We start from the raw sequence: 24,453 nt of genomic DNA on the forward strand, positions 1-24,453 counted from the left end.
AATTCAAAAAACTGTCAGATTCGTGTTGATCCCAGCGAATTCATCGGTATATATCGCGCCGTTCCAGTGATTTGCATTCCTCAAAACATGCAGATTTGAAAAAAGGACAGGTGGCCGAGTGGTTTAAGGCGCACGCCTGGAACGCGTGTGTGCGTGAAAGCGTACCGTGGGTTCGAATCCCACCCTGTCCGCCATTTCACCTCACCTCAATGACTTTATAAACGCGCCTCCGCATCGCCATGACCGTGGCAGTCAAAGTCACGTTTTTGCCCTTCTGCATGCCTTGATGGCTATGCTTCTGCACAGACAGGGGTTTCATCCGCTTTTTTGCAGCGCTTCACCCTCTCTTGCGCCTTGCAGCAGGAAAAATCGCTCCTTATATACGCCGCATAACAGCAGCGAATACTGCAAATCCAAGTCAAGGAGTTGTCCATGGAATGCCTCACGGGGTTCCGACAGCTCGCTTCAAGGAGAGAAGAGCATGGCAAAAGTAATCGGTATCGACCTTGGCACAACCAATTCCTGCGTTGCAGTGATGGACGGCAAGGACACGAAAGTTATTGAAAACGCGGAAGGCGCGCGCACTACGCCATCCATGGTGGCATTTTCCGACGATGGCGAACGCCTTGTCGGCCAGCCGGCCAAGCGCCAGGCGGTCACCAACCCGACCAACACCCTGTTTGCGGTCAAGCGCCTCATCGGTCGCCGTTATGAAGACCCGACCGTCGAAAAGGACAAGGCTCTCGTTCCCTTTGAAATCGTCAAGGGCGACAATGGCGACGCATGGGTGAAGGCTCAGGACAAGAACTATTCCCCTTCGCAGATTTCCGCGATGATCCTTCAGAAGATGAAGGAAACGGCTGAATCCTACCTCGGCGAAAAGGTCGAGAAGGCCGTCATCACCGTTCCGGCATACTTCAACGACGCCCAGCGCCAGGCAACCAAGGATGCCGGCCGCATCGCCGGTCTGGACGTCCTGCGCATCATCAACGAGCCGACCGCGGCAGCCCTCGCTTACGGCCTCGACAAGAAGGACGGCAAGACCATCGCCGTTTACGACCTTGGCGGCGGCACCTTCGATATTTCCGTTCTGGAAATCGGCGACGGCGTTTTCGAAGTGAAGTCCACCAACGGCGACACCTTCCTCGGCGGTGAAGACTTCGACATGCGTCTGGTCGAATATCTGGCCGGCGAGTTCAAGAAGGATCAGGGCATCGACCTGAAGAACGACAAGCTCGCTCTGCAGCGCCTCAAGGAAGCTGCCGAAAAGGCCAAGATCGAACTTTCGTCCTCGCAGCAGACCGAAATCAACCTGCCGTTCATCACGGCTGATGCTTCCGGTCCGAAGCACCTGACGCTGAAGCTGACCCGCGCCAAGTTCGAAAGCCTGGTGGACGATCTGGTGCAGCGCACCGTCGCCCCTTGCAAGGCTGCCCTCAAGGATGCCGGCGTTACCGCTGCCGAGATCGATGAAGTCGTTCTCGTTGGTGGCATGAGCCGCATGCCGAAGGTACAGGAAGTCGTCAAGCAGCTGTTCGGCAAGGAGCCGCACAAGGGCGTGAACCCTGATGAAGTGGTTGCCATGGGCGCCGCCATTCAGGCCGGCGTTCTGCAGGGTGACGTCAAGGACGTTCTGCTTCTCGACGTGACGCCGCTGTCGCTCGGCATCGAAACGCTGGGTGGCGTCTTCACTCGTCTGATCGATCGCAACACGACGATCCCGACGAAGAAGAGCCAGACCTTCTCGACCGCCGAAGACAGCCAGTCGGCCGTGACGATCCGTGTCTCGCAGGGCGAGCGCGAAATGGCACAGGATAACAAGCTGCTCGGCCAGTTCGACCTCGTCGGCCTGCCGCCGGCACCCCGCGGCGTTCCGCAGATCGAAGTGACCTTCGATATCGACGCCAACGGCATCGTGCAGGTTTCGGCGAAAGACAAGGGCACCGGCAAGGAACAGCAGATCCGTATCCAGGCTTCCGGTGGTCTTTCCGACGCCGACATCGAGAAGATGGTCAAGGACGCTGAAGCCAATGCCGAAGCCGACAAGAAGCGTCGTGCGGGTGTCGAAGCCAAGAACCAGGCCGAAAGCCTCGTTCACTCCACCGAGAAATCGGTGAAGGAATATGGCGACAAGGTTTCCGAAACCGACCGCAAGGCCATCGAAGACGCCATTGCCAGCCTGAAGACGGCCGTTGAGGCTTCCGAACCGGATGCCGACGACATTCAGGCAAAGACCCAGACCCTCATGGAAGTTTCCATGAAGCTCGGTCAGGCCATCTACGAAGCGCAGCAGGCTGAAGCCGGCGCTAACGGAGAAGGCGGCAAGGACGACGTCGTCGACGCCGACTATGAGGAAATCAAGGACGACAAGAAGTCCGCGTAATAGCGTGGCTTCCCGTCTCCTGTCGATACATGCAAGACATCCGGCTGCCGAAGTGCAGCCGGAAATCCATTTGCGAGGCTTGTTATCTTAATGGCGAAAGCAGACTTTTACGAAACACTCGGCGTCAGCAAGACCGCGGACGAAAAAGAGCTGAAAAGCGCCTTCCGCAAACTCGCGATGAAATACCATCCGGACAAGAACCCGGATGATGCTGATTCCGAACGGAAGTTCAAGGAAATCAACGAAGCCTATGAAACGCTGAAGGACCCGCAAAAACGCGCGGCCTATGACCGTTTTGGCCACGCCGCCTTTGAAAATGGCGGCATGGGCGGCGGTGGTATGGGCGGCGGCGGTTTCGCCAATGGCGGCTTCTCGGATATCTTCGAAGACATCTTCGGCGAGATGATGGGCGGCGGACGCGCACGCCGCTCTTCCGGCGGTCGCGAGCGCGGCGCCGACCTTCGCTACAACATGGAAATCACGCTGGAAGAAGCCTTTGCCGGCAAGACGGCGCAGATCAGGGTTCCAACCTCGATAACCTGCGATGTCTGTTCCGGTTCCGGCGCAAAACCCGGCACGCAACCCAAAACCTGCGGCACCTGTCAGGGTTCCGGCCGCGTGCGCGCAGCCCAGGGCTTCTTCTCGGTAGAACGCACCTGCCCCACCTGCCACGGGCGTGGACAGACGATTTCCGATCCGTGCAGCAAGTGCCACGGCCAGGGCCGCGTGACGGAAGAGCGTTCGCTTTCGGTCAACATTCCCTCGGGTATCGAGGATGGCACCCGCATTCGCCTGCAGGGCGAAGGCGAAGCCGGCATGCGTGGTGGCCCGGCGGGCGATCTCTACATCTTCCTGTCCGTGCGTCCGCATGAGTTCTTCCAGCGGGACGGTGCCGATCTCTATTGCACCGTGCCGATCTCCATGACGACGGCCGCTCTTGGCGGCACCTTCGATGTGACGACGCTCGACGGCACGAAGTCTCGCGTCACGGTTCCGGAAGGCACCCAGCCAGGCAAGCAGTTCCGCCTGAAGGGTAAGGGCATGCCGGTGCTGCGTTCGGCGCAGACTGGCGATCTCTACATCCAGATCCAGATCGAGACACCGCAAAAGCTCAGCAAGCGCCAGCGCGAGCTGTTGCAGGAGTTCGAGCAACTCTCGTCCCAGGAGAATAATCCGGAATCGACCGGCTTCTTTGCCCGGATGAAGGAATTCTTCGACGGCTGATCTGCGGCCGTTACCTACGAAAAAAAGCGCCGCCGTCTTTCGGGACTGGCGGCGTTTTTCTTTCATATCAGCCAGTAAAACCGCCCGCATCAAGATATTGCCGTTCCTCGGGCGTCGTTTCCCGCAGCAATATGTCGTTGCGATGCGGAAAGCGACCAAAACGCGCGACGATATCGCGATGCTCTTCGGCATGGTGGAGATAAAGCCCGCCAAGCGGCCGGTTGAGCGTGCAGGCACGCTCCTGATCCTCGATGCTTTCCGAATGGGAAAAGGGCAGATAGAAAAAGACCCGCAAATCCTCGGTCACCGCCTGATCGTGGCCGCGATGGATGGCCTCGCTGGCGAACATGCGTGCCAGCGGATCGGTGGCATACATATGCGCTGTCTCGCGAAAGCAGTTACGCGGGAACTGATCCAGCAGAAGCATCAGCGCGAGGCTGCTTTCCGCACCGTCCAGCCAGCCATCCAATTCGCGCCTTGCAGCGGCAAAATGGGCATCGCGGAAACGGTCATGAAAGTGATCGTCGAAGGCGGCGTCCTTGTCGAACCATTTGTCCGGTCCTGCCTTCTTCCAGAAATCCACAATTTCGGCGGCAAGTGCGGCTGTATCGCTCGTCATGGGGTCTCCCTCATCAATAATGCGGCGGCCGGGTGATTGCGGGCGCGTCCAGCGACTGCTCCTCGAGGCTCAGGAACCTTTCCGTCAACCGGTCGAGCTTGGCGCGGGTCTGTTCCACCACCTTCCACTGTTCCGTCAGCTGGTCGGACAGTTCCTCTATAGTCTTGGCCTGATGCGCGATCGTTTCCTCAAGCGCAATGATCCGTTTTTCGGTTTCCGACGTCATATCGACCTCTCTTTCCCGCCCTTCCTTGGCCCTAAAAAGCTTCAAGTCAACCATATGCCGCTTCGGTGAACCGGATTCCTCACAGCGATCCCATCAACGCAGAAACGCCGGCGACATTTCCATCACCGGCGTTCCGAATATTTCGAGACCTGCTCAGTCTTCTTCTACGAAAACCTCTTCGCGCTTTTTCTTCACGCTGGGCAGGAAGACAATGATCAGCACGGCCAGAGCAATAAACAGCAGGGTAGCGCTGATCGGTCGGGTGACGAAGGTCGTCGGATCGCCACGTGACAGGATCATGGCGCGTCGCAGGTTTTCCTCCAGCAGCGGCCCAAGCACGAAGCCCAGCAGCAGCGGCGCCGGCTCGCAGCGCAGCTTCACGAGCACATAACCAATGAAGCCGAAGAAGGCGACGGCGTAGAGATCGAAGACGTTGGAATTAACGCTGTAAACCCCGATGGCGCAGAAGGCCATGATGATGGGGAAAAGCACGTAATAAGGCACCGTCAGCAGCTTCACCCAAAGCCCGATCAGGGGCAGGTTGAGGATGACGAGCATCAGATTGCCAATCCACATCGAGGCGATGATGCCCCAGAAAAGCGCCGGCTGCTCGGTCGCAACGTTCGGGCCGGGCACGATGCCCTGAATGATCATCGCACCGATCATCAGCGCCATCACCGGGTTTGCAGGAATACCGAGCGTCAGAAGCGGGATGAACGATGTCTGGGCACCGGCATTATTGGCGGATTCCGGACCGGCAACACCGGCGACCGCACCGTGTCCAAACTCCTCAGGATGCTTGGAGACGCGTTTTTCGACGGTGTAGGATGCGAAGGCAGCGAGAATTGCACCGCCGCCGGGCAGGATGCCCAGTGCCGAACCGATGACCGTACCGCGCAGCACCGGGCCGACCATGGCCTTGAAGTCTTCCTTCGACGGCATCAGGCTGCTGACCTTGGCGATCAGCACCGAGCGCGTGCGCTCGTTTTCGAGATTGCGCAGGATTTCGGCGATACCGAATACACCCACGGCCACCGCAACGAAATTCAGCCCATCGGCATATTCACGGATGCCGAGAGTGAAGCGCGGCGCGCCGCTGTAGATATCCGTACCGACCAGACCAAGCAGCAGGCCAAGCACGACCATGGCCAGCGCCTTGACGATGGAACCATGGGCAAGCGCGATGGATGAGACAAGGCCGACGACCATCAGCGAGAAATATTCCGCCGCGCCGAATTCCAGCGCAATCGCCGTCAAAGGCGGTGCAAAGACTGCCACGAGAAAGGTGGAAACCGTGCCGGCGAAAAACGAGCCGATGGCGGCAATCGCAAGTGCGGCACCCGCCTTGCCCTTGCGCGCCATCTGGTAGCCGTCAATGGCGGTAACGGCGGATGAGGATTCCCCCGGCATGTTGATGAGGATCGCCGTGGTGGAGCCGCCATATTGCGCGCCGTAATAGATGCCTGCGAGCATGATGAGCGATGAGACGGGCTCAAGCTGAAAGGTGATCGGCAACAGCATGGCGATGGTTGCGGTTGCGCCGATGCCCGGCAGCACGCCAATCAGCGTGCCGAGCAGCACGCCAATCAGGCAGAAAAACAGGTTTGCCAGCGACGTGGCCGTGACGAAACCGAGAGCAAGATTATCAAGCAATTCCATTACGGCACCTCAAAATTTAAGCCAGGGGCCGAAGCGCTGGAATGGCAGGCCGAGACCATAATTGAACACAGCAACGGAAAAGACCGTGATGGCGGCGGAAATAATGACGGCCATGAGCGGGCTCATCTTGTGCGAGGCGAAGGCTGCGATAAGGGCGCTGAAAAAAAGCGCCGGTACGAAACCAAGCCCCCGGACCGTGAAACCGAAAAAGATCGGCGCGGGCAGGATGAAAAAAATCCCCCGCCAGGCGATTGCACCGAGGGCATCGCCCTGCACACGGGTGGCGCGAATGAATATTACCGCGCCAAGCAGGATCAGCACGATTGCCAGAACAAGCGGAAAATAACCCGGCCCCATGCGGAAGGCGGTTCCGATATCCAGCCCGAAAGACTGCAACGCGAAAAAAGCGCCAAAACCGATGAAAATTGCCCCACAGGCTGCCTCGGCAGGGTCAATGAAAAACGACTTCATGAAAGATGCCCCTCCACTGCGGCCGGCTACACACCGTTCCGCGCGTTAAATTGACGGCAAGAAGCCGGCGGCAGGGTGCCGCCGGCAATTGCTTCAACCATCAGTCGGCATATTGGCCGGCGCCCTCGATCACAGGCTTCCAGCGGGCGATTTCGCTTTCAAGCTTGGTCTTGAGCGCTGCGGGCGTCGCATCGGCTTCCGGGGAAGGCGTGGTGCCGAGTTCGGCAAAACGGGCCGCCACGTTCTTGTCCTTCAGCGCGACCTGCAGCGACTTGGAGAGCTTTTCGTTGATCTCGGCCGGTGTACCCTTCGGCGTGTAGATACCGTGCCAGATACCCACCTCAAGCTTCGGCAGGCCCGATTCGGCAACTGTCGGTACGTCCGGCAGCACGTCGAGCCGTTTGGCCGAGGTTACGGCATAGGCTTTAACGGTCCCGCCCTGGATTTGCTTGGTGGTGTTTGTGGTCTGGTCGCACATGATATCGACCTGTCCGCCGAGCAGGTCGGTCATGGCCGGGCCTGTGCCCTTGTAGGGAACAGTGACCAGCGGTGTCTCGATCGCGCTCATGAACAACATGCCGCACAGATGCGAAGCAGCACCGATGCCGGCATTGGCAACGGTGACCTTGTCCTTGTTCGCCTTGGCGTAGTCGATCAAACCCTTGAGATCCTTGGTTTCGAGCGTCTTGCGCGACAGAATGGTCATCGGCACTTCCGTGACCAGACCGACATATTCGAAAGCGTTCAGGGTATCATAGGCGAGCTTGCGATAAAGCGTAGCGCTCGTCGCCATGCCGATGTGATGCAGCAGAACGGTGTAACCGTCCGGATCCGACGCCGCCACGCGGCCAGCGCCCAGCGTGCCACCAGCGCCGCCGACATTTTCGACGATGATCTGCTGGCCGAGATCCTTCGACATGGATTCAGCGACAAGACGCGCGACCGTATCTGTCGGGCCACCGGCGGCAAAGGGCACGACCATGGTGATGTTGCGCTCGGGGTAGTTCTGAGCGGATGCAGAAAGCGCAAAAAGGGAAACGGCAGCGGCGGCAGCAAGGCCGGTAACTGTCTTCAGTATTTTCATCGATTCCTCCCGGATGAAAATGTTCGCCACTTCAGCCGCGCATGCTCCTCCATGGCGACCGGGGTGAAGCCATTTGCGATCCGGGATTGCCGTTCAGCAACGGCGGTCTTGCGGCAAGGCGCGCTTTTATCGCCATCATGGGCAGCAATGGGTGGATTTCTACCCATACGGGCTCATCCATGGGTGGAAATCCACCCATCACACCTCTGTCATGTGCCGGTGGAGCTCGTATTTCTGCATTTTTTCGTAAAGCGTTTTGCGTGAAATGCCGAGGCTCTCATAGACGGATTTCAGATTTCCGCCGTGGGCAGCGATCGCGCGCGCAATAAGGCTTTTTTCATAAGCGGCGACCCTTGCGGCAAGCGCCGCCTTGCCATCGCCCTCAAATGGCAGCGAGGTTTCGGAGACATCGCTTTCCAGACCGAGAACGAAACGGTCCGCCGCATTGCGCAATTCCCGGACATTGCCCGGCCATTCACGCAGGGAAATGACTGAGAGCAGATGCTGCGGAACGTCCATATCTTCCCGACCGTAACGGGCAGCAGCCTCCCGCACCAGATGGAGGAAAAGCAGCGGTATGTCGGCACTGCGCTGCGAGAGGGACGGCACGAGAATCGTCGCCACGTTCAGGCGGTAAAGAAGATCGGCACGGAACCGCCCTGCCGCGACTTCCTGCTCCAGATCGACCTTGCTGGTGGCGATGAAGCGGACGTCGAGCTCGACTGTTTCATTGGAGCCAAGACGGGTGATCACCCGTTCCTGCAACACGCGCAGGAACCGGCCCTGCAATTCAAAGGGCATGGAGCCGATCTCGTCCAGCAATATGGTGCCGCCGCGGGCATGCTCGAACTTGCCGTAGCGCGGGCGCAGCGCGCCGGGAAAAGCACCAGCCTCGTGGCCGAACAGCTCGCTTTCGATCAGCGTTTGCGGAAGGGCGGCACAATTGATGGCGACAAAGGGCCGGTTGGCTCTGGCGCTGATATCGTGAAGTGCGCGCGCCACCACTTCCTTGCCCGCACCGGTATCGCCGACAATGAGCGTATCGGCATCGGTCGCACCGATGGCGCGAATGCGGTATCGCAGATCGACCATGACCTGGGTTCTGCCGGGCAGACGCGTTTCGAGATCGTCATGCTTGCCCGCCACCGCCTTCAGGCGGCGATTTTCCAGCACCAGCGCCCGCCGGTCGTTGGCTCTTTTTATGATGCCGGCGAGATATTGCGGGGTGAAGGGCTTTTCGATGAAATCATAAGCACCGTTGCGCATGGCATTGACGGCAAGCTGCACATCGCCATGGCCCGTCATCAGGATGACAGGTATTTCCGGGTCAAGTTCCCGCACCTTCTGCAGCAGTGTCATGCCATCCATGCCGGGCATCCTGATATCGCTGACCACGACGCCATCGAAGCTGTAGCCGATGAGTTCAAGCGCATGTTCGGCGCTTGCCAGCATGGTGACCGCAAAACCGGAAAGTTCCAGCGCCTGCGCGGTGGAAAAACGCAGTTCCTCCTCGTCATCAATCAACAGAACCCGCGACATGGTCATTCCGCCGCCACCTCCACACGATAGGCTGCTGCCGGTAATTCGATCTCGAATTCCGCGCCGCCGTCTTCATGGTTTCTGACACGCAGTTGGCCGCCAAAATCCTTGATGATGTTGTAGGTGATGGAAAGGCCGAGACCGAGGCCACGGCCCACGCCCTTGGTGGTGAAGAAGGGATCGAAGATGCGCTCCGAAATCGCCGGAGGAACGCCCGGACCTCGGTCACGAATGAAAATCGAAACCGTCTGACCGTGCAGCACGGCCTTCAGAGCGATGCGACGATCCTCGCGCCCTTCCACCGCATCGGCGGCATTGGAGATGATGTTGACCAGCACCTGCTGCAGCCGCACCGGCCCGGCCTTCACCGCAAGCGGCACCGGACCAAGATCAACATCCAGCACCGCATCGGCGGCCTTCAGCCGTGCTCCAACAATTTCCAGCGTATCGCGAAGGACAGCATCGAGCGCGACCGCAGCCATTTTCTCATTGGGTTTGCGGGCAAAATTTCTCAGATGCCTGCTGATAGAAGCCATGCGATCGATAAGGCCCGAAATACGCCTGAGGTTTTCCGTCACCTCTTCCAGACGTCCACGTTCCACGAGAAGAGAGGCGTTTTCCGCATAATTCTTGGCGGCTGCGAGCGGCTGGTTGAACTCGTGCGAAAGTGCTGCCGACATTTGTCCGAGCGCTGCAAGCTTGCCCGCCTGAACCAGGTCATTCTGCATCTTGCGCAATTGTTTCTCCGTCTGGCGGCGCTCGGCGATTTCGTGTTCGATCTCACGGTTCACCCGCGCGAGATCGGCTGTGCGCTCCTCCACCCGCCGCTCCAGCTCCGCCTGAGCTTCGGCCTGGTGGGTCAGGCGTTCACGCAGGCGCCGCCGTCTTTGCAGCATGGCGGCGACCACGGCAGCGGCAAGACACAGGCAGAGGATGATCGCGATCATCGCCGTCTTGACCTGCGTCCTGAGTGAGCCGGTATCCATCAGCACGCTGACCGTCCAGCCCGCGTCGGGCATCGGCTGCGACAGGACGAGATATTCCCGGTCACCGTCGTTCTGGCTGATCGTCATCAACTGATGAGAGCCGAAATTGCCGTTTTTCAGCGGCAGTTCCTTCAGGTCGGCATTGGCGTAACGCCGGGATGCCGCCGTGCGCGCAAGCCTTTCCGGTGTCAGCGGCATCAGGCCGGAATAAAGCCACTGCGGCGTTCCGGTCATGAAGATGATGCCTTCCGGGTCCGATACGAGAATGCGGTTTTCACCATCGCCGAACGACGCCTCTATGCCTTCAATATCGACCTTGAAGACGATGACGCCCTTGATCTCCTCGTTGAAGAGAATAGGCGCGGAAAAATAATAACCGCGCTTGTGGGAGGTGGTGCCTAGCGCAAAGAAACGCGACGGGAAGCCCTTGGCGGCATCCTGAAAATAGGGACGGTAGCTGAAATTCTCACCGACGAAGCTCGTGGGTCCATCATAGTTACTGGCGGCGATGGTCACTCCGTCCAGCGTGATGATGTAGATGTCGGAGGATTCCAGCAATGTATTGATGGATTTGAGATAGATATTGGCGCGCTGGCGCATCGCCTCATCCTGCGGATGCGCGACAAGCTCCTCAATGTCGTCGTGATCGGCGATCAGGGCGGGCAGCGGCTCGAAACGGCTCAAAAGCCCGCCAAGAGCCGAGACGGCCAGCCTGAGGGTGGTGCGGCCCTGATCGGAGACTTCGCCGAAATAGCTTTCCGCAATGATGCCGCTGCCCTTGGTCACGGCGCCGTAACCGAGGCCGAGGCTGAGCAGCGTCAATAAAATCCAGCGATATTTCACCGAAGCGCCCCTCCCCGTTGCAGGCATCAGACCTGCTCTCCCGAACAGAGTGTAGGAGGAGTGATCGGATTTTCCAAGTAACCGAAAAAAGCAGCTAAACGACCTGAAAACAAAAAACCGGCCACGAGGGCCGGTTTTCCGTAAAGATTATTTCAGAAAGCTTATGCGCTTTCCTTCGGCGTCAGAACCTGACGACCGCGATACATACCGGTCTTCAGATCGATATGGTGCGGACGGCGCAGTTCGCCGGAGTTCTTGTCTTCAACGTAGGTCGAAGCCTTGAGACCGTCAGCCGAGCGGCGCATGCCGCGCTTGGACGGGCTTGTTTTTCTTTTTGGTACAGCCATTTTTGTTACTCCACTTTAGCGGCGAAACAACGTAACCGGCCATAACCAAAGGCCGAATGTCGGGTGTCTCGATATCGGAAATTTGGCGCGCTTATACATGCCCAAACGGGCTTTGACCAGCCCTGACGCGCATTTTTTCCGATTAAGCCGGTTTGCTGCGACGGACGGGCGGCAGGCCTTTGCAAATCATGCTTCACTTCCTATCAAAAACCACGAGTTCCCTAAAGTGGTTCATGTCCCTGAATTCACAGAAAGCTGGAGCGCGCATCTCGATTATCGGCGCTGCCGCACGCAGTTTTTCCAGCTCTTCATCCAGCATCGCCTGCCATCGCGGCAGGCACTCCGGATCGAACCAGCGCGTGACATAAGCCAGCGTAATATGGAATTGATAGGTGTCGTGATCGGGATGCCGATAACCGAAAGCTTCGGCAAATGTATCCCGCCACAGCGCAATGATCCGGTCGTCTTCGGCGGTGGCCCCCTTCAGCACCAGCCCCGTCGGCTTGAGACCAGTCACCTGCATATTGAAACCAGGCAGGCCCGGAAAATCCGCCAGACGATCGCAATAATACTCCGTCATCGTGTCGATCGGAGTATCGAGTCGCATGTCTTCCGGCCAGTAGGGAAATGCACGGCGATATTCGATAATGCCCTGAAATACCGTCATATGCAGGCTGGAAACCGGTGTGAAGGCCAGCTGCAATGCCTCGGGCATATCCAGAAGACGCTGGCGTGTCCCGATGATCGCGCTTTCGGTTTTCGACCCTTCAACGAGATGGCAAACCACGGTATTGCCCGGCTCGAGCAGGAATTCACCATCCGTATTATAGCGGCGACCCAAATGGCGCGGCGGCTGATCGTGGCTGGCAGCGGAAAAAGATTCCAGATCTTTTGAAACGAGCGGGGCGTGCATGGGGAACTCCTTTTGAGACGTTTCCCCTAATCTGCGCACGCAACAAACCAATGACACCAATCGGTCAATGGCCGGTCAATTCCCGTCAATGCGCCTCGTCCCAGTTGTCGGCCGCGCGGGCATCCACCTTGAGCGGAACCCTCATGGAAATAGCCGGCATGGCTGCATTTTCCATCACCGAGACGACGATGGGCAGTGTCTTTTCGATTTCCCCTTCCTCGACTTCGAAGATGAGTTCGTCATGTACCTGCAGCAGCATGCGGGCGGAAAGCTTTTCCGCCTCCAGCACCGGCTCGATACGGACCATCGCACGGCGAATGATATCGGCTGCAGACCCCTGGATTGGTGCGTTGATGGCTGCACGCTCGTTGAAGGCCTTCATGGAAGGGTTGGAGGAGCGGATTTCCGGATAATGCGCACGGCGGCCGAAAATCGTCTCGACATAGCCGTTCTCGCGGGCGAAAGCCTTGGTCGCTTCCATGTAATCGCGAATGCCAGGAAAACGCTCGAAATATTTCTTGATATATTCGCCCGCTTCGGAGCGCGCGATGCTGAGCTGGTTGGCAAGGCCGAAAGCGGAAATACCGTAGATGATGCCGAAGTTGATGGCCTTGGCACGTCGGCGCACTTCAGACGGCATGCCTTCCACCGGCACCCCGAACATTTCCGATGCGGTCATCGCATGAATGTCGATGCCGTTTTCGAATGCGCTGCGAAGCTGCGGAATGTCGGCGACATGGGCAAGCACACGTAGCTCGATCTGGCTGTAATCGGCGGAAAGAAGCTTGTGTCCAGGGGTGGAGATGAAGGCCGTGCGGATCTTGCGGCCTTCCGCCGTGCGCACCGGAATGTTCTGAAGGTTCGGCTCCGAGGACGACAGGCGCCCCGTGGTGGTGGAGGCCAGCGCGTAGGACGTGTGTACCCGTTTCGTCTGCGGATGGACATATCCGGGAAGCGCATCCGTATAGGTCGATTTCAGCTTGGTCAGCTGCCGCCAGTCGACGATCTTTCGCGGTAATTCGGCACCTTCCGCCGCCAGATCTTCGAGAACCTGCGCCGATGTGGACCATTGGCCCGTCTTGGTCTTGGAGCCGCCAGGCAGACCCATCCGGCCGAACAGGATATCGCCGAGCTGCTTTGGCGATCCGATGTTGAAACGCTCGCCTGCCAGTTGGTAAACTTCCTCTTCGAAAGCAGCCGCCTTCTGGGCGAGTTCACCGGAGAGACGCGACAGGATCTGTCGGTCCACGGTGATGCCACGCTCCTCCATATGCGCCAGTACAGGCACCAGAGGGCGCTCCAGCCGCTCATACACACTGGTCAGCCGCTCTGCGGCAAGCCGGGGCTTCAGCACCATCCACAGCCGCAGGGTGACATCCGCGTCTTCGGCGGCGTAAGCGGTCGCCTTGTCAATATCGACGAAATCGAAGGTGATGCTCGACTTGCCCGATCCCGCCACGTCCTTGTAGGCGATCGGCGTGTGGCCGAGCCAGCGTTCGGAAAGCGTATCCATGCCATGCGTGGTTTTTCCCGCCTCAAGAACGTAGGAAATCAGCATGGTATCGTCGAAACTCTGCATGACGACGCCGTGGCGCTTCATCAGCAGGTAGTCATATTTGACGTTCTGCGCGATTTTCAGAACGGCTTCGTCCTCAAGAAGATCCTTTAAACGTGCCAGCGCCTCGGCAAACGGCACCTGTCCTTCAGCAAGCTTGATGCCATCGCTGAAAAGATCGCCACCGGAGCCGGTCTTGTGCGTCAATGGCACATAGGCAGCGCGGATATCGGTGCCTGAGGCATCCTTGCCGTTATCGGCAATCGCCAGCGAAAAACCGACGAGTTCCGCCTGCATGGGGTCGAGCGAGGTCGTTTCCGTGTCGAAGGCGACGACACCTGTTTCGCGGGCAGCGGCAACCCAACGATCCAGCTCCGCCAGATCCCTGATCGTCGTATAGGCGGTCGTGTCGATCTTGGCGGTGGAGAAAACCGTCTGCCGTGCCGTGGCGAGATCGGTGGGCGCACTGCCCTCCCCTGTCACCTTCCGTGCCGGAGCGGTGGTTGACGCTGGCGCAGCGGTCTTGTCATCAGCTGCGGTAACTGCAGGCGTGGCATCGAGGTCTGGTCCATGGGCATCAGTGCCCCATTGCACCGGCACATTGGCGGCTTCGATGGCCGAGGCATCGCTATCGGTGGCTTCAGCTACCCGGCGCGTCAGCGTCGTGAACTCCATCGCCTTGAGGAAAGCGATGAGTTTCGGCCCGTTCTGCGGTTCGAGCACCAGTTCTTCCAGAGACTGCTCCAGCGGCACATCGGTTCTGAGCGCCACAAGCTGTCTGGAAAGGCGGGCAAGCTCCGCATTGGCGATGATGTTTTCGCGGCGTTTCTGCTGCTTGATTTCTCCTGCCCGCGCCAGCAGCGTGTCGAGATCGCCGTATTCTTCCAGCAATTGCGCGGCCGTTTTCGGCCCGATACCAGGAATACCCGGAACATTATCGGTGGAATCGCCGGTCATCGCCTGAAGGTCGATCATCTTTTCCGGGGCTACGCCCCATTTTTCGACGACATCGGGAACGCCGATCTGCTTGTCCTTCATGGCGTCGTACATATGCACATTGGCCGTGACGAGCTGCATCAGATCTTTGTCGGAAGAAATGATGGTGACATCGGCGCCAATCGCCTCCGCCTGACGGGCGTAAGTGGCGATGATGTCATCCGCCTCGAAGCCTTCCGTCTCAATGCAGGGAAGGTTGAAGGCCCGTGTCGCCTCGCGGATCAGGCCAAACTGCGGCACCAGATCTTCCGGCGGTGCGGTGCGGTTGGCCTTGTATAGATCGTACAGCTCGTTGCGGAAGGTTTTCGACGAATAGTCGAAAATCACGGCGAAATGCGTGGGCGTGACGCCGACATCGGTATTGCGCGCATCCTTCAGGAGCTTCCACAACATGTTGCAGAAGCCGGAAACGGCGTTGACCGGCAGCCCATCCGACTTGCGGTTCAGCGGGGGAATGGCATGGAACGCCCGGAAAATGAAACCGGAGCCGTCAACGAGGAAGAGATGATCGCCTTTTTTCATGGCGATATGGATAGCGCGGGGCCGTTTTGACGTCCACAGAAAGTTCAAACAACGCACCGCAAAGCGCACGGGGCTAAGCCGCTGGAGGCACCGGCAAAATTCGCGTGAACCTTACGAATTTGTAATAGATTTTCCCTTGAAAAGCCGCATTTGCACACACATTTCTTAGGGGACGGCGCCTGATCACGCCGTAGTCTGATTGTAGGCTCGTCCCCCGCCGCATCAGACCGGACAAAGGCCTTCCCCCCCTCTCCGGGCCTTTGTCCTCTTATATGACCGCCATGGCCGTCCCCTCCCGGCCATGGCGGTTTTTATTTGTGCCGGGTTTCTGACTGGCATAAACATATCATGCGATATATATCCCACTATCGAAATTGCGCGATTGCGCCGACCATATGCCAGACGGATTGATGAATGGGTTTTTCCCGGGACGAATCGGCGATCTATCTCGCCGCAAAAATGGCGAGGGAATTCACCATGGCGCTCCAGAAGAGAGCTGCCGCGCTGGGGTTTTCTCCTGGACAATTCCCCATACTCATCGAACTGTGGCATGAGGAGGGACTGACGCAACGGCAATTGCTGGATAGAATCGACGTGGAGCAGGCGACGCTTGCCAATACGCTGTCCCGCATGGAGCGCGACGGGCTGATCGTGCGCAAATCCCACCCAAGCGACCGCCGCGCGCAGATCATCGAACTGACCCAGCGCGGCAGGGATCTCGAGGCGAACGCCATTGCCGCTTCCGAAGCCACGGAAGATACGCTGCTGGCGGATTTCCGCCGTTTCGAAAAGCAGCTTCTGCTGGAATATATGCGCCGGGCGATCGACCGCGCCAAAAAAGCGAAATAGCATTTACAACTCGAACGCTTTCTTTGCTCCTGGCCTTCTATCGCCTGCAGCCTCCAAGGTTTTGTTTCCGCGCAGTTTAGGACGGAAAACCACTTCGCACTTTTCCTGAACTGCTCTATCGTTCCGGCGGCTGCGCGCTTGCCGATTCAACGACACGTCAGCCCCTTGTTCCTACGCGATGCGCGATACCAGGATGTTTCGTCCATCGCCGGGTTACGACAGACATGACAGGATCAGCGATGACAGACGTTTCCCCCATTCTTTCCACGGCCGACGACAACCTCACCTCCAGCCTCGAGCGATTGTTCGAACTGGTGCGCATCCCGTCCATTTCCACGGACCCCGCCTACAAGGCGGAGTGCCGCAAGGCGGCGGAATGGCTGGTCAGAACGCTTGAATCACTGGGCTTTGCGGCTTCCGTTCGCGACACGGCCGGTCATCCAATGGTGGTGGCGCATCACGACGCCGCGACAAAAGACGCGCCGCATGTGCTTTTCTACGGCCATTACGATGTGCAGCCGGTCGATCCGCTCAATCTCTGGGAAAACGATCCGTTCGAACCGGCCGTGAAAGATATCGGCGGCGGCCGGCAGGTGATCACCGGGCGTGGAACGGCTGATGACAAGGGTCAGCTGATGACCTTCGTGGAAGCCTGCCGGGCCTATAAGGCAGTCAATGGCAGTCTGCCCGTGCGCGTCACCATTCTTTTCGAGGGCGAGGAAGAATCCGGTTCGCCCTCGCTGAAGCCGTTCCTTGATGCCAATGCCGATGAGCTGAAAGCCGATTATGCACTGGTATGCGATACCAGCATGTGGGACCGCGATACGCCCGCCATCGCCGCCGCCCTTCGCGGCCTGGTCGGCGAGGAAATCACAATCACGGCGGCCGACCGCGACCTGCATTCGGGCCTTTTCGGTGGTGCGGCCGCAAATCCCATTCACATCCTGACCGATATTCTCGCCGGCCTGCATGATGAGACCGGCCGGGTGACACTTGCCGGCTTCTATGACGGCGTGGAAGAAACCCCCGCCAACATCAAGGCTTCCTGGGAAACGTTGGGCCGCACCGCCGAAGCCTTCCTCGGCGAAGTCGGCCTTTCGATTCCATCGGGCGAAAAGGGACGCTCCGTGCTGGAGCAGACCTGGGCGCGGCCAACGGCGGAAGTCAACGGCATCATCGGCGGCTATACCGGCGACGGCTTCAAGACGGTTATCGCCGCAAAAGCCTCTGCTAAAGTGTCCTTCCGTCTCGTCGGAGAGCAAGACCCGAAAGCGGTTCGCGAGAGCTTCCGGAACTATGTCCGCTCCAAAATTCCAGCCGATTGCTCGGTGGAATTTCACGAGCATGGTGCATCGCCGGCTATCCAGCTTTCCTATGATTCGCCAGTGCTAACGAAGGCGAAAAACGCGCTTTCGGAAGAGTGGCCCAAACCTGCGGTCGTGATCGGCATGGGGGGCTCGATCCCCATCGTCGGCGATTTCCAGAAGATGCTGGGCATGGATTCGCTGCTCGTCGGTTTCGGCCTTACCGATGACCGCATTCATTCGCCGAATGAAAAATATGACCTGCAGTCGTTCCACAAGGGCATCCGCTCCTGGATCCGCATTCTAGACGCCCTGGCCGCGAAGTAGTCAAAAAGAAAGGAGGCGCCGGTTACCCGATGCCTCCCCGTTCTCTTATATTTTGGTGGTTCAAAACAAAAAGGCCGGGCAAGCCCGACCTTTCCATCCGTTTTTCGTCAGTGCCAGTACATCCGTGGTCAAAGCGTTCAAACGGTCCGATGCTCCAGAGCGCGCCAACAAAGTCGACGCTGCTTTTCACGATCAGGATCGGCTGCTTTGGTTAATCTTTGGTTAACGCAACAACAGCGGCACTTTAAAAGCACCAGCCTGACAATTCCGTGCGGAGCACTGTTGAACCCTATATTGTTATGCACTCCAGCTTTTTCAAGAGCGGCCGGACCCGGTACACCTTCCAAAAGAAAAAAGGCCGGAAAACTCCGGCCTTTCATATTCATACGAATGACCCGTTCAGGCCAAGCCGCTTATCAGGAAGCGACGAGCTCGCCTGCAGACATCTTGCCCGAGCGGCGGTCCTGCGTCAGCTCGTAGGAGAGCTTCTGACCGTCGTTGAGGGAGGTCATACCAGCGCGCTCAACGGCGGAGATGTGAACGAATACGTCCTGCGAACCGTCGTCAGGCTGAATGAAGCCGTAGCCCTTGGTTGCGTTGAACCACTTTACTGTACCAGTCGCCATAACGATTTCCTTCCGTTGGCAAATTGTATTTGCACTGCGCGCAGTGCGGTCTTGGGTCGAATTTGAAGGAAAGATCGTCGTGTGCACCTTAGAAAAGGCGCCGAAGCTCTGGTCGTCAAACAAATATCGATGCGCGAACACCTAGGTTGGAAGGGCCTGAAAGTCAAGTTTCTTTGAAAAAGCCCGGCGATTTTTGTGAAGCGTCGGCAAATGAAAGTCGCGGGAAACAAGGCCTTAAACAGCAAAAACCCGGCGCGGGAGGAGGTGCGCCGGGTTCTTGAAACTGACTGACAATTGGGAGGAGGAGTATTGTCAGTCCAATCGGGCGACGCTGGGAGGAGGAGTGCGTCGCTTCGATGATTTGAAGATACAGGATTTCCGCTCAAAAAACAGACGTTTCATCGCAGCGCAGCATTGCATAAAATGCATAGCTATTTCGCACACCTTGAAGCCTCTTGGCATACCGCCTAATAAATACGCATGACCATCGAATCCGTCAGAGCGTTTTTCACCGAGAATTCCCCCGAAGTGACCGTTATCGAAACGGAAACGAGTTCGGCGACAGTCGCTTTGGCTGCCGAAGCGCACGGCGTCGATCCTGACCAGATTGCCAAAACGATCTGCCTGAAGGCGGGCGACACAATTCTCCTCGTCGTTGCCGCCGGCACGAAGCGGCTAGACAATCGTAAATTCCGCGATCATTTCGGCGCCAAGCCGCGCATGCTGGGGGCGGAAGAAGTCGTTGCGGTGACCAGCCATCCCATCGGTGGCGTGTGTCCTTTCGGATTGCCTTCTCCCCTTCCGGTGTTTTGCGACATATCCCTGAAAAACTATCCCGAGGTGGTTCCGGCAGCGGGTGCCACCAATGCGGCGGTAAGGATTTCGCCTGACATGATGGCGCGACTGACGGGAGCGGAATGGGTCGACGTCTGCCAATGACGCCGATTTGATCCGGCAAGGACTTAACCCCGCCTTAAATTGCCGCATTTAAACTCTTCATCCTGGATTAAGGATCGCGCAGGCATAGAGGCTTGAAGTGCGAACGGTTTCGCGAATATAAGGAGCGACTTCGGCTGGATGGCAGGCAAGGGTAAATCACGCGATCGGGTAGAGCCTTCCTTCGGGGATTTCCACGAATCCGGTGACGATCTGCGTCTTGATGCCAGCGAGCGCATTGGCGGAACCGCAAAGCAGCCCGCCAGAAAACCGAAGTCCACATCCGGCCGCGCCAAACCGCAAAAAAAGGAAAAGCGCACACGCAGTTCCGGCGGTGGCGCAACAGGCTTTATCCGGTCCCTCGTTTACTGGTGCATCGTGCTCGGCATCTGGGGCGGTATCGGCGTTGCCGGTCTTGTCCTTTATTACGGCGCGCGCATGCCGAGTGCCAGCAGCTGGACCATTCCCGAACGCCCTCCGAATGTGAAGATCGTTTCGGTGAACGGCGGCGTGCTTGCCAATCGCGGCACCACGGGTGGCGAGGCTCTCGCGCTTGAAGACATGTCGCCCTACCTTCCACAAGCGGTCATGGCGATCGAAGACCGGCGGTTCTATTCCCATTTCGGTGTGGATCCGCTCGGCCTGGCCCGCGCCATCGTGACCAATGTGATGACGGGACGAACAGTGCAGGGCGGCTCGACGCTGACGCAGCAGCTGGCAAAAAACCTGTTCCTCTCACAGGACCGGACGCTGGAGCGCAAGGTACAGGAAGTGCTGCTGGCCTTCTGGCTGGAGCATAAATACACCAAGGACCAGATCCTCGCGATGTATCTCAACCGCGTTTATTTCGGTTCCAACGCCTTTGGCGTCGAAGCCGCTTCCAGACGCTACTTCAACAAATCCGCGCGCGACGTCAATCTTGGCGAGGCGGCAACGCTTGCCGGACTTCTCAAGGCCCCCTCGCGCCTTTCACCGGCGCGCGACCCGCAGGCAGCGGAGGAGCGGGCGCAGGTCGTTCTGAGATCCATGCGCGATGTCGGGTTCATCACCGATGACGAGATCAAGACCGCGATGTCGCAGCCGCCGACCAAGGCCAAACGTTTCTGGTCCGGTGCCGAACATTACGCTGCCGATATGGTGATGGAGGAAGTTCGTGGCCTGATTGGCGACGTCAAGCAGGACATCGTCGTCGATACGACCATCGACCCCAATCTTGAACGCGACGCCGAAAAAGCACTGACCCATGTTCTGCAGGGTGATGGTAAAAAGCAGGGCGCTTCGCAAGCGGCTCTCGTTTCCATCGATGGCACAGGCGCAATCCGGGCCGTGGTCGGCGGGGCGGATTATGCCGAAAGCCAGTTCAACCGGGCCGCCAAGGCGAAACGGCAACCCGGATCGGCGTTCAAACCCTTCGTATACGTCGCCGCGCTCGAATCGGGTCTGACCCCCAGTACCATTCGCAATGACGGGCCGGTCCGCATCGGAAACTGGACACCGGAAAATTACGAGAAGAAATATCGTGGCGAAGTGACGCTTGCCACTGCGCTTGCCAATTCTCTGAACACGATCGCCGCGCAGCTGGTGATGGAAGTCGGTCCTGAGCGGGTGACGCAGGTGGCGCATCGCATGGGTATCGAATCGGAGCTTCAGAACAACGCCTCCATCGCACTCGGCACCTCGGAAGTGTCACTGATGGAGCTGACCGCCTCCTACGCTCCCTTCATGAATGGCGGCTACAAGGCGACGCCGCATATCGTCAAACGCATCTCCGATGCTGACGGCAAGGTGCTTTATGAAAACAGATACGACAACCCGCCGCGCGTGCTGAGCGAGGAGATCGCCGCGACGATGAACGGCATGTTGTCGCGCGTCATCACCGAAGGAACAGGGAAAGCCGCTCGCCTTCAGGGTTGGCAGGCAGCGGGAAAATCCGGTACGACACAGTCTTTCCGCGACGCGCTTTTTGTCGGCTACACAAGCAATCTGACAACGGGCGTCTGGTTCGGCAATGACGACGGCACATCGATGAAAAAGGTCACCGGCGGTGGCTTGCCTGCGAAGGCCTGGAAAGATTTCATGACCGCCGCCCATTCCGGGCTCTCGCCCTCGCCGCTCTTCGGTCTCGGCGCAGGCGGCGTGCCGCCGCTTGGGGAAATACAGCAACCGGCGCCCGAGAGCGCGCCTTCCTCCATCGGCGACATCATTTCCAATGCTCTCGGCGGCGGCGGAACGACAAACACTCGAGCCTATCCCGAAGCGCCCGTTTCGCCAAACGCTGGTCAGCCGGGCGTTCCCATGCCGCCTGGAAACATCCCTTCCCGCGATATCGAACCCGGCTATTCAGCCGACAATGGACCTGTGCCGCCAGCCGATATCGGCGGCCGGGCGCCGGCAACTTCCGGGCCGAAGCAGACGACCCTTCTTGATATTCTGATGGGAAATTAATTGCCTTTTGGGTAATCGGCTCGCCGGTTACCCGGCAAGCGATGGGCAGGCAACGATCCTGTCGCCTTTCCCGCAAATACTCAATTTTCCAAAGACTTGATTACACCGAATGGGCAACCAACGCAGCCAAAAGCGGAGATCGCGCTTGTGTTTGCAACATATGCGTGCATCCACGTTAACCGTAGATTGCTATTTGCGCAAAAACGATTACATTTCGGATGACTTTTTACGGTAAATGAATTATTAATCGTTCATATAAATTAATTTTCTTGTTTCAAAATAACTTTTCAGGGCTTCATATTATGCTGGGTACTAAAAGCTCATCGCATGCCGTGTTTTACGGCGCCCCTTATCCTGCGGCTGTCACTTTCGACGCGGCGGAAACACAACCTTCCATTTCAGAAACCAACACGTCGGTGTTCCTGCGCAGCCAGTTTGTGCTTAAAAGAACGATCGACATTGCAGGGGCGTCCATCGCCCTTGTCGCACTCGCGCCCGTGTTGCTGACCGTCGCGGCGCTGGTCAAACTCGATAGCAAAGGGCCGGTCCTGTTCTCACAAGTCCGTTGGGGCATGAACGGGCGAAAGATAAGGGTCTATAAATTTCGCTCGATGCGGACCGAACTGGGCGATGCCACCGGCGTGGCGCAAACGGTAAAGAACGATCCGAGGATAACCCGGATCGGCGCCGTGCTTCGCCGCACAAATGTCGACGAGCTGCCACAGCTCATCAACGTCTTGAAAGGCGACATGTCGCTGGTGGGTCCGCGCTGCCATGCGATCGGCATGCTGGCCGCCGGCCGTCTTTATGAGGAACTTGTTCCCCACTACCACCTGCGGCACCGGATGCGGCCAGGCATTACCGGTCTTGCCCAGATGCGGGGTTTGCGCGGCCCGACGGATCGCAGTGACAAGGCGCGTGCCCGCATCGTGTCCGATCTTTATTACGTCGACAATTTTTCCGTCTGGCTGGATATCAAGATCATGATCGGAACGGTCATTTCCGAATTGCGCGGCGGCAAGGGTTTCTGATCTTTCAGAAATCAGACAGATAGAATCAAAAAAGCCCGGCAGCGATGCCGGGCTTTTCTTATGAAATCACCATATTCCGTCAGTTTATCGGCACGGGAGCCGCAGCCGGATCCGGCAGCGGCGCCGGGTTTGCCGACAGCGTGCGCAGATAAGCGATGAGATCGGCGCGTTCCGTCTCCTTCTTCACACCCGCAAAGCCCATGGCCGTGCCGGGAACGTGTTTCTTGGGAGCTTCGATGAAGTAGCTGAGATGATCGTAATCCCAGTGCACGGAACCGCCCTTGGAGAAATCCTTCATTGCTGCGGAGTAGCTGAAACCCGCATGGCTGGCGATCGGCCGGTTGACGATATCGAAGAGATTGGGGCCGACCTTGTTTGCACCACCACTCTCTCCGGTATGACAGCTCGTACACTTCTTGAAGACCGCCTCACCCTTGGCAGCATCCGCGCTGGCGAGCAATTTCGCGATCGGGGTTGCCGCTGCAGCGGGTTCGCCTGCAGCCTCACCGCCGCTCGCTTCCGCGACGATGGCGTAACCTTCCTTTTCCGGGGTGGGCGCATGAAAAATGCCCTCAGACGCAATTGACACCGACATCAGAACGAAAACCGTGCCCAGCAACGCCCCAACGCCCATATTTACATAAGAATTCATCTATATGCGCTCCCTCGCATCCGCTCCATATAACCGGGCATCTTGAAATTATTCAAAAGCTATGGCTTTTGCACAGCCTGCGCAACTTGAATAATATTCCCCACTCCGTGACGTTTTGACACTTTTCGGTTGGGATTTGAAGGGTGTCGGATGAAGAATCGGGAATTCGAGAAAGCTGTCGTCCTTATACCGGCGCGGATGGCATCGACACGGCTTCCGGGCAAGCCTCTCGCGGATATTGGCGGCAAACCGATGATTGTGCAGGTTGCACTCAGGGCGCGTGAAGCTGGCGCGACGCGCATCGTCGTTGCAGTCGATGACGAACAGGTATTTTCAGCCGTAAAAAATGCCGGTTTCGACGTAATGATGACGCGAGATGATCACCAATCCGGTTCGGACCGCATTTTCGAGGCGCTGCAGAAGGCCGACCCCTATGGCAACGCCGAATATGTCATCAATGTTCAGGGCGACCTTCCGACCATCGAAGCGGAAACGATCCGCGCCTCGTTGCGCCCGTTGGAAAATGCCGCCGTCGACATTGCCACGCTGACGGTTGAGATCACCGACGAGGAAGAAAAGACCAATCCGAACGTGGTGAAAGTGGTTGGCAGCCCGCTTTCCGAGACGCGATTGCGCGCGCTTTATTTTACCCGCGCGACTGCGCCCTATGGCGACGGACCGCTTTATCATCACATCGGCCTTTATACCTATCGCCGCGCCGCCCTTGAAACGTTCGTGAGGCTTCAGCCTTCGCCACTCGAGAAGCGCGAAAGGCTGGAACAATTGCGCGCGCTGGAAGCGGGCATGCGTATTGATGCCGAAATGGTTCACTCCGTGCCGCTTGGCGTTGATACGCCGCACGATCTCGAAAAAGCCCGCACTATTCTCGCAAACCGAACCCTCTGATGGATAATTC

General features: G+C 58.1%; 20 protein-coding genes and 1 tRNA gene. 9 read left to right on the forward strand and 12 right to left on the reverse strand.

Annotated elements, in window-relative coordinates; all coding sequences use genetic code 11:
* Positions 1 to 104 precede the first annotated feature (104 nt).
* From ACQZ6D_RS17050 to dnaJ, 3 genes are all read left to right on the forward strand, one after another.
* Positions 105 to 194 (forward strand) — tRNA-Ser (locus ACQZ6D_RS17050).
* A gap of 287 nt (positions 195 to 481) precedes the next feature.
* Entirely contained in the window at positions 482 to 2,383 is a 1,902-nt protein-coding gene (gene dnaK / locus ACQZ6D_RS17055) for a molecular chaperone DnaK (protein ID WP_003514373.1), read from the forward strand.
* Positions 2,384 to 2,473: 90 nt separating this feature from the next.
* Positions 2,474 to 3,607, forward strand: coding sequence for a molecular chaperone DnaJ (gene dnaJ / locus ACQZ6D_RS17060; protein WP_003514371.1), 1,134 nt, complete (start codon positions 2,474 to 2,476; stop codon positions 3,605 to 3,607).
* Between the two features lie 67 nt (positions 3,608 to 3,674).
* Here the strand turns inward: dnaJ and ACQZ6D_RS17065 are convergent, their stop codons facing one another.
* The 10 genes from ACQZ6D_RS17065 to polA form a co-directional block, all read right to left on the reverse strand.
* Positions 3,675 to 4,226, reverse strand: coding sequence for a DUF924 family protein (locus tag ACQZ6D_RS17065; protein WP_113555622.1), 552 nt, complete (start codon positions 4,224 to 4,226; stop codon positions 3,675 to 3,677).
* Between the two features lie 13 nt (positions 4,227 to 4,239).
* A complete protein-coding gene (locus ACQZ6D_RS17070) occupies positions 4,240 to 4,452 on the reverse strand; it encodes a SlyX family protein (protein ID WP_013635242.1) in 213 nt (70 codons plus the stop codon).
* Between the two features lie 153 nt (positions 4,453 to 4,605).
* Positions 4,606 to 6,111, reverse strand: coding sequence for a tripartite tricarboxylate transporter permease (locus ACQZ6D_RS17075; RefSeq protein WP_013635241.1), 1,506 nt, complete (start codon positions 6,109 to 6,111; stop codon positions 4,606 to 4,608).
* A 9-nt stretch (positions 6,112 to 6,120) separates the two neighbouring features.
* Positions 6,121 to 6,582, reverse strand: coding sequence for a tripartite tricarboxylate transporter TctB family protein (locus tag ACQZ6D_RS17080; protein ID WP_013635240.1), 462 nt, complete (start codon positions 6,580 to 6,582; stop codon positions 6,121 to 6,123).
* 100 nt (positions 6,583 to 6,682) lie between these two features.
* Positions 6,683 to 7,666, reverse strand: coding sequence for a tripartite tricarboxylate transporter substrate-binding protein (locus tag ACQZ6D_RS17085; protein ID WP_026330668.1), 984 nt, complete (start codon positions 7,664 to 7,666; stop codon positions 6,683 to 6,685).
* A 198-nt stretch (positions 7,667 to 7,864) separates the two neighbouring features.
* Entirely contained in the window at positions 7,865 to 9,211 is a 1,347-nt protein-coding gene (locus tag ACQZ6D_RS17090; RefSeq protein WP_003514350.1) for a sigma-54-dependent transcriptional regulator, read from the reverse strand.
* The gene (locus ACQZ6D_RS17095) at positions 9,208 to 11,061 is read right to left on the reverse strand and encodes a sensor histidine kinase (RefSeq protein ID WP_083211587.1); all 1,854 of its coding nucleotides are present in this window, start codon (positions 11,059 to 11,061) and stop codon (positions 9,208 to 9,210) included. The genes ACQZ6D_RS17090 and ACQZ6D_RS17095 overlap by 4 nt, the downstream gene beginning before the upstream one ends.
* 134 nt (positions 11,062 to 11,195) lie before the next feature.
* Entirely contained in the window at positions 11,196 to 11,381 is a 186-nt protein-coding gene (gene rpmF / locus ACQZ6D_RS17100) for a 50S ribosomal protein L32 (protein WP_003514347.1), read from the reverse strand.
* A 193-nt stretch (positions 11,382 to 11,574) separates the two neighbouring features.
* A complete protein-coding gene (locus ACQZ6D_RS17105; protein WP_065703593.1) occupies positions 11,575 to 12,294 on the reverse strand; it encodes a DUF1868 domain-containing protein in 720 nt (239 codons plus the stop codon).
* Positions 12,295 to 12,379: 85 nt separating this feature from the next.
* Complete coding sequence (gene polA / locus ACQZ6D_RS17110; RefSeq protein WP_065703591.1) at positions 12,380 to 15,367, reverse strand: DNA polymerase I; 2,988 nt, start codon at positions 15,365 to 15,367, stop codon at positions 12,380 to 12,382.
* A gap of 414 nt (positions 15,368 to 15,781) precedes the next feature.
* On the opposite strand from polA, the gene ACQZ6D_RS17115 reads away from it, so the two are divergent.
* Complete coding sequence (locus ACQZ6D_RS17115; RefSeq protein WP_003514340.1) at positions 15,782 to 16,216, forward strand: MarR family winged helix-turn-helix transcriptional regulator; 435 nt, start codon at positions 15,782 to 15,784, stop codon at positions 16,214 to 16,216.
* Between the two features lie 239 nt (positions 16,217 to 16,455).
* Positions 16,456 to 17,847 carry a dipeptidase gene (locus tag ACQZ6D_RS17120; protein ID WP_003514337.1) on the forward strand — a complete coding sequence of 464 codons (1,392 nt, stop codon included), beginning with the start codon at positions 16,456 to 16,458 and terminating at the stop codon, positions 17,845 to 17,847.
* Between the two features lie 416 nt (positions 17,848 to 18,263).
* On the opposite strand, the gene ACQZ6D_RS17125 is transcribed toward ACQZ6D_RS17120, so the two are convergent.
* Positions 18,264 to 18,473, reverse strand: a complete 210-nt coding sequence (locus ACQZ6D_RS17125) for a cold-shock protein (protein ID WP_003514335.1) — start codon at positions 18,471 to 18,473, stop codon at positions 18,264 to 18,266.
* A 480-nt stretch (positions 18,474 to 18,953) separates the two neighbouring features.
* On the opposite strand from ACQZ6D_RS17125, the gene ACQZ6D_RS17130 reads away from it, so the two are divergent.
* The 3 genes from ACQZ6D_RS17130 (at position 18,954) to ACQZ6D_RS17140 (ending at position 22,885) form a co-directional block, all read left to right on the forward strand.
* Entirely contained in the window at positions 18,954 to 19,412 is a 459-nt protein-coding gene (locus ACQZ6D_RS17130) for a YbaK/EbsC family protein (protein WP_038489357.1), read from the forward strand.
* A gap of 138 nt (positions 19,413 to 19,550) precedes the next feature.
* Positions 19,551 to 21,854 (forward strand): transglycosylase domain-containing protein, encoded by a 2,304-nt coding sequence (locus ACQZ6D_RS17135; RefSeq protein WP_065703587.1) that lies wholly within the window; start codon positions 19,551 to 19,553, stop codon positions 21,852 to 21,854.
* 302 nt (positions 21,855 to 22,156) lie between these two features.
* A complete protein-coding gene (locus ACQZ6D_RS17140) occupies positions 22,157 to 22,885 on the forward strand; it encodes a sugar transferase (protein WP_003514330.1) in 729 nt (242 codons plus the stop codon).
* A gap of 79 nt (positions 22,886 to 22,964) precedes the next feature.
* Here the strand turns inward: ACQZ6D_RS17140 and ACQZ6D_RS17145 are convergent, their stop codons facing one another.
* Positions 22,965 to 23,537 (reverse strand): c-type cytochrome, encoded by a 573-nt coding sequence (locus ACQZ6D_RS17145; RefSeq protein WP_003514328.1) that lies wholly within the window; start codon positions 23,535 to 23,537, stop codon positions 22,965 to 22,967.
* Between the two features lie 150 nt (positions 23,538 to 23,687).
* Between ACQZ6D_RS17145 and ACQZ6D_RS17150 the strand changes: the two genes are divergently transcribed.
* The gene (locus ACQZ6D_RS17150; RefSeq protein ID WP_065703584.1) at positions 23,688 to 24,443 is read left to right on the forward strand and encodes a 3-deoxy-manno-octulosonate cytidylyltransferase; all 756 of its coding nucleotides are present in this window, start codon (positions 23,688 to 23,690) and stop codon (positions 24,441 to 24,443) included.
* Positions 24,444 to 24,453: the final 10 nt, after the last annotated feature.

Source organism: Agrobacterium sp. 22-3639C2 (assembly GCF_053522105.1).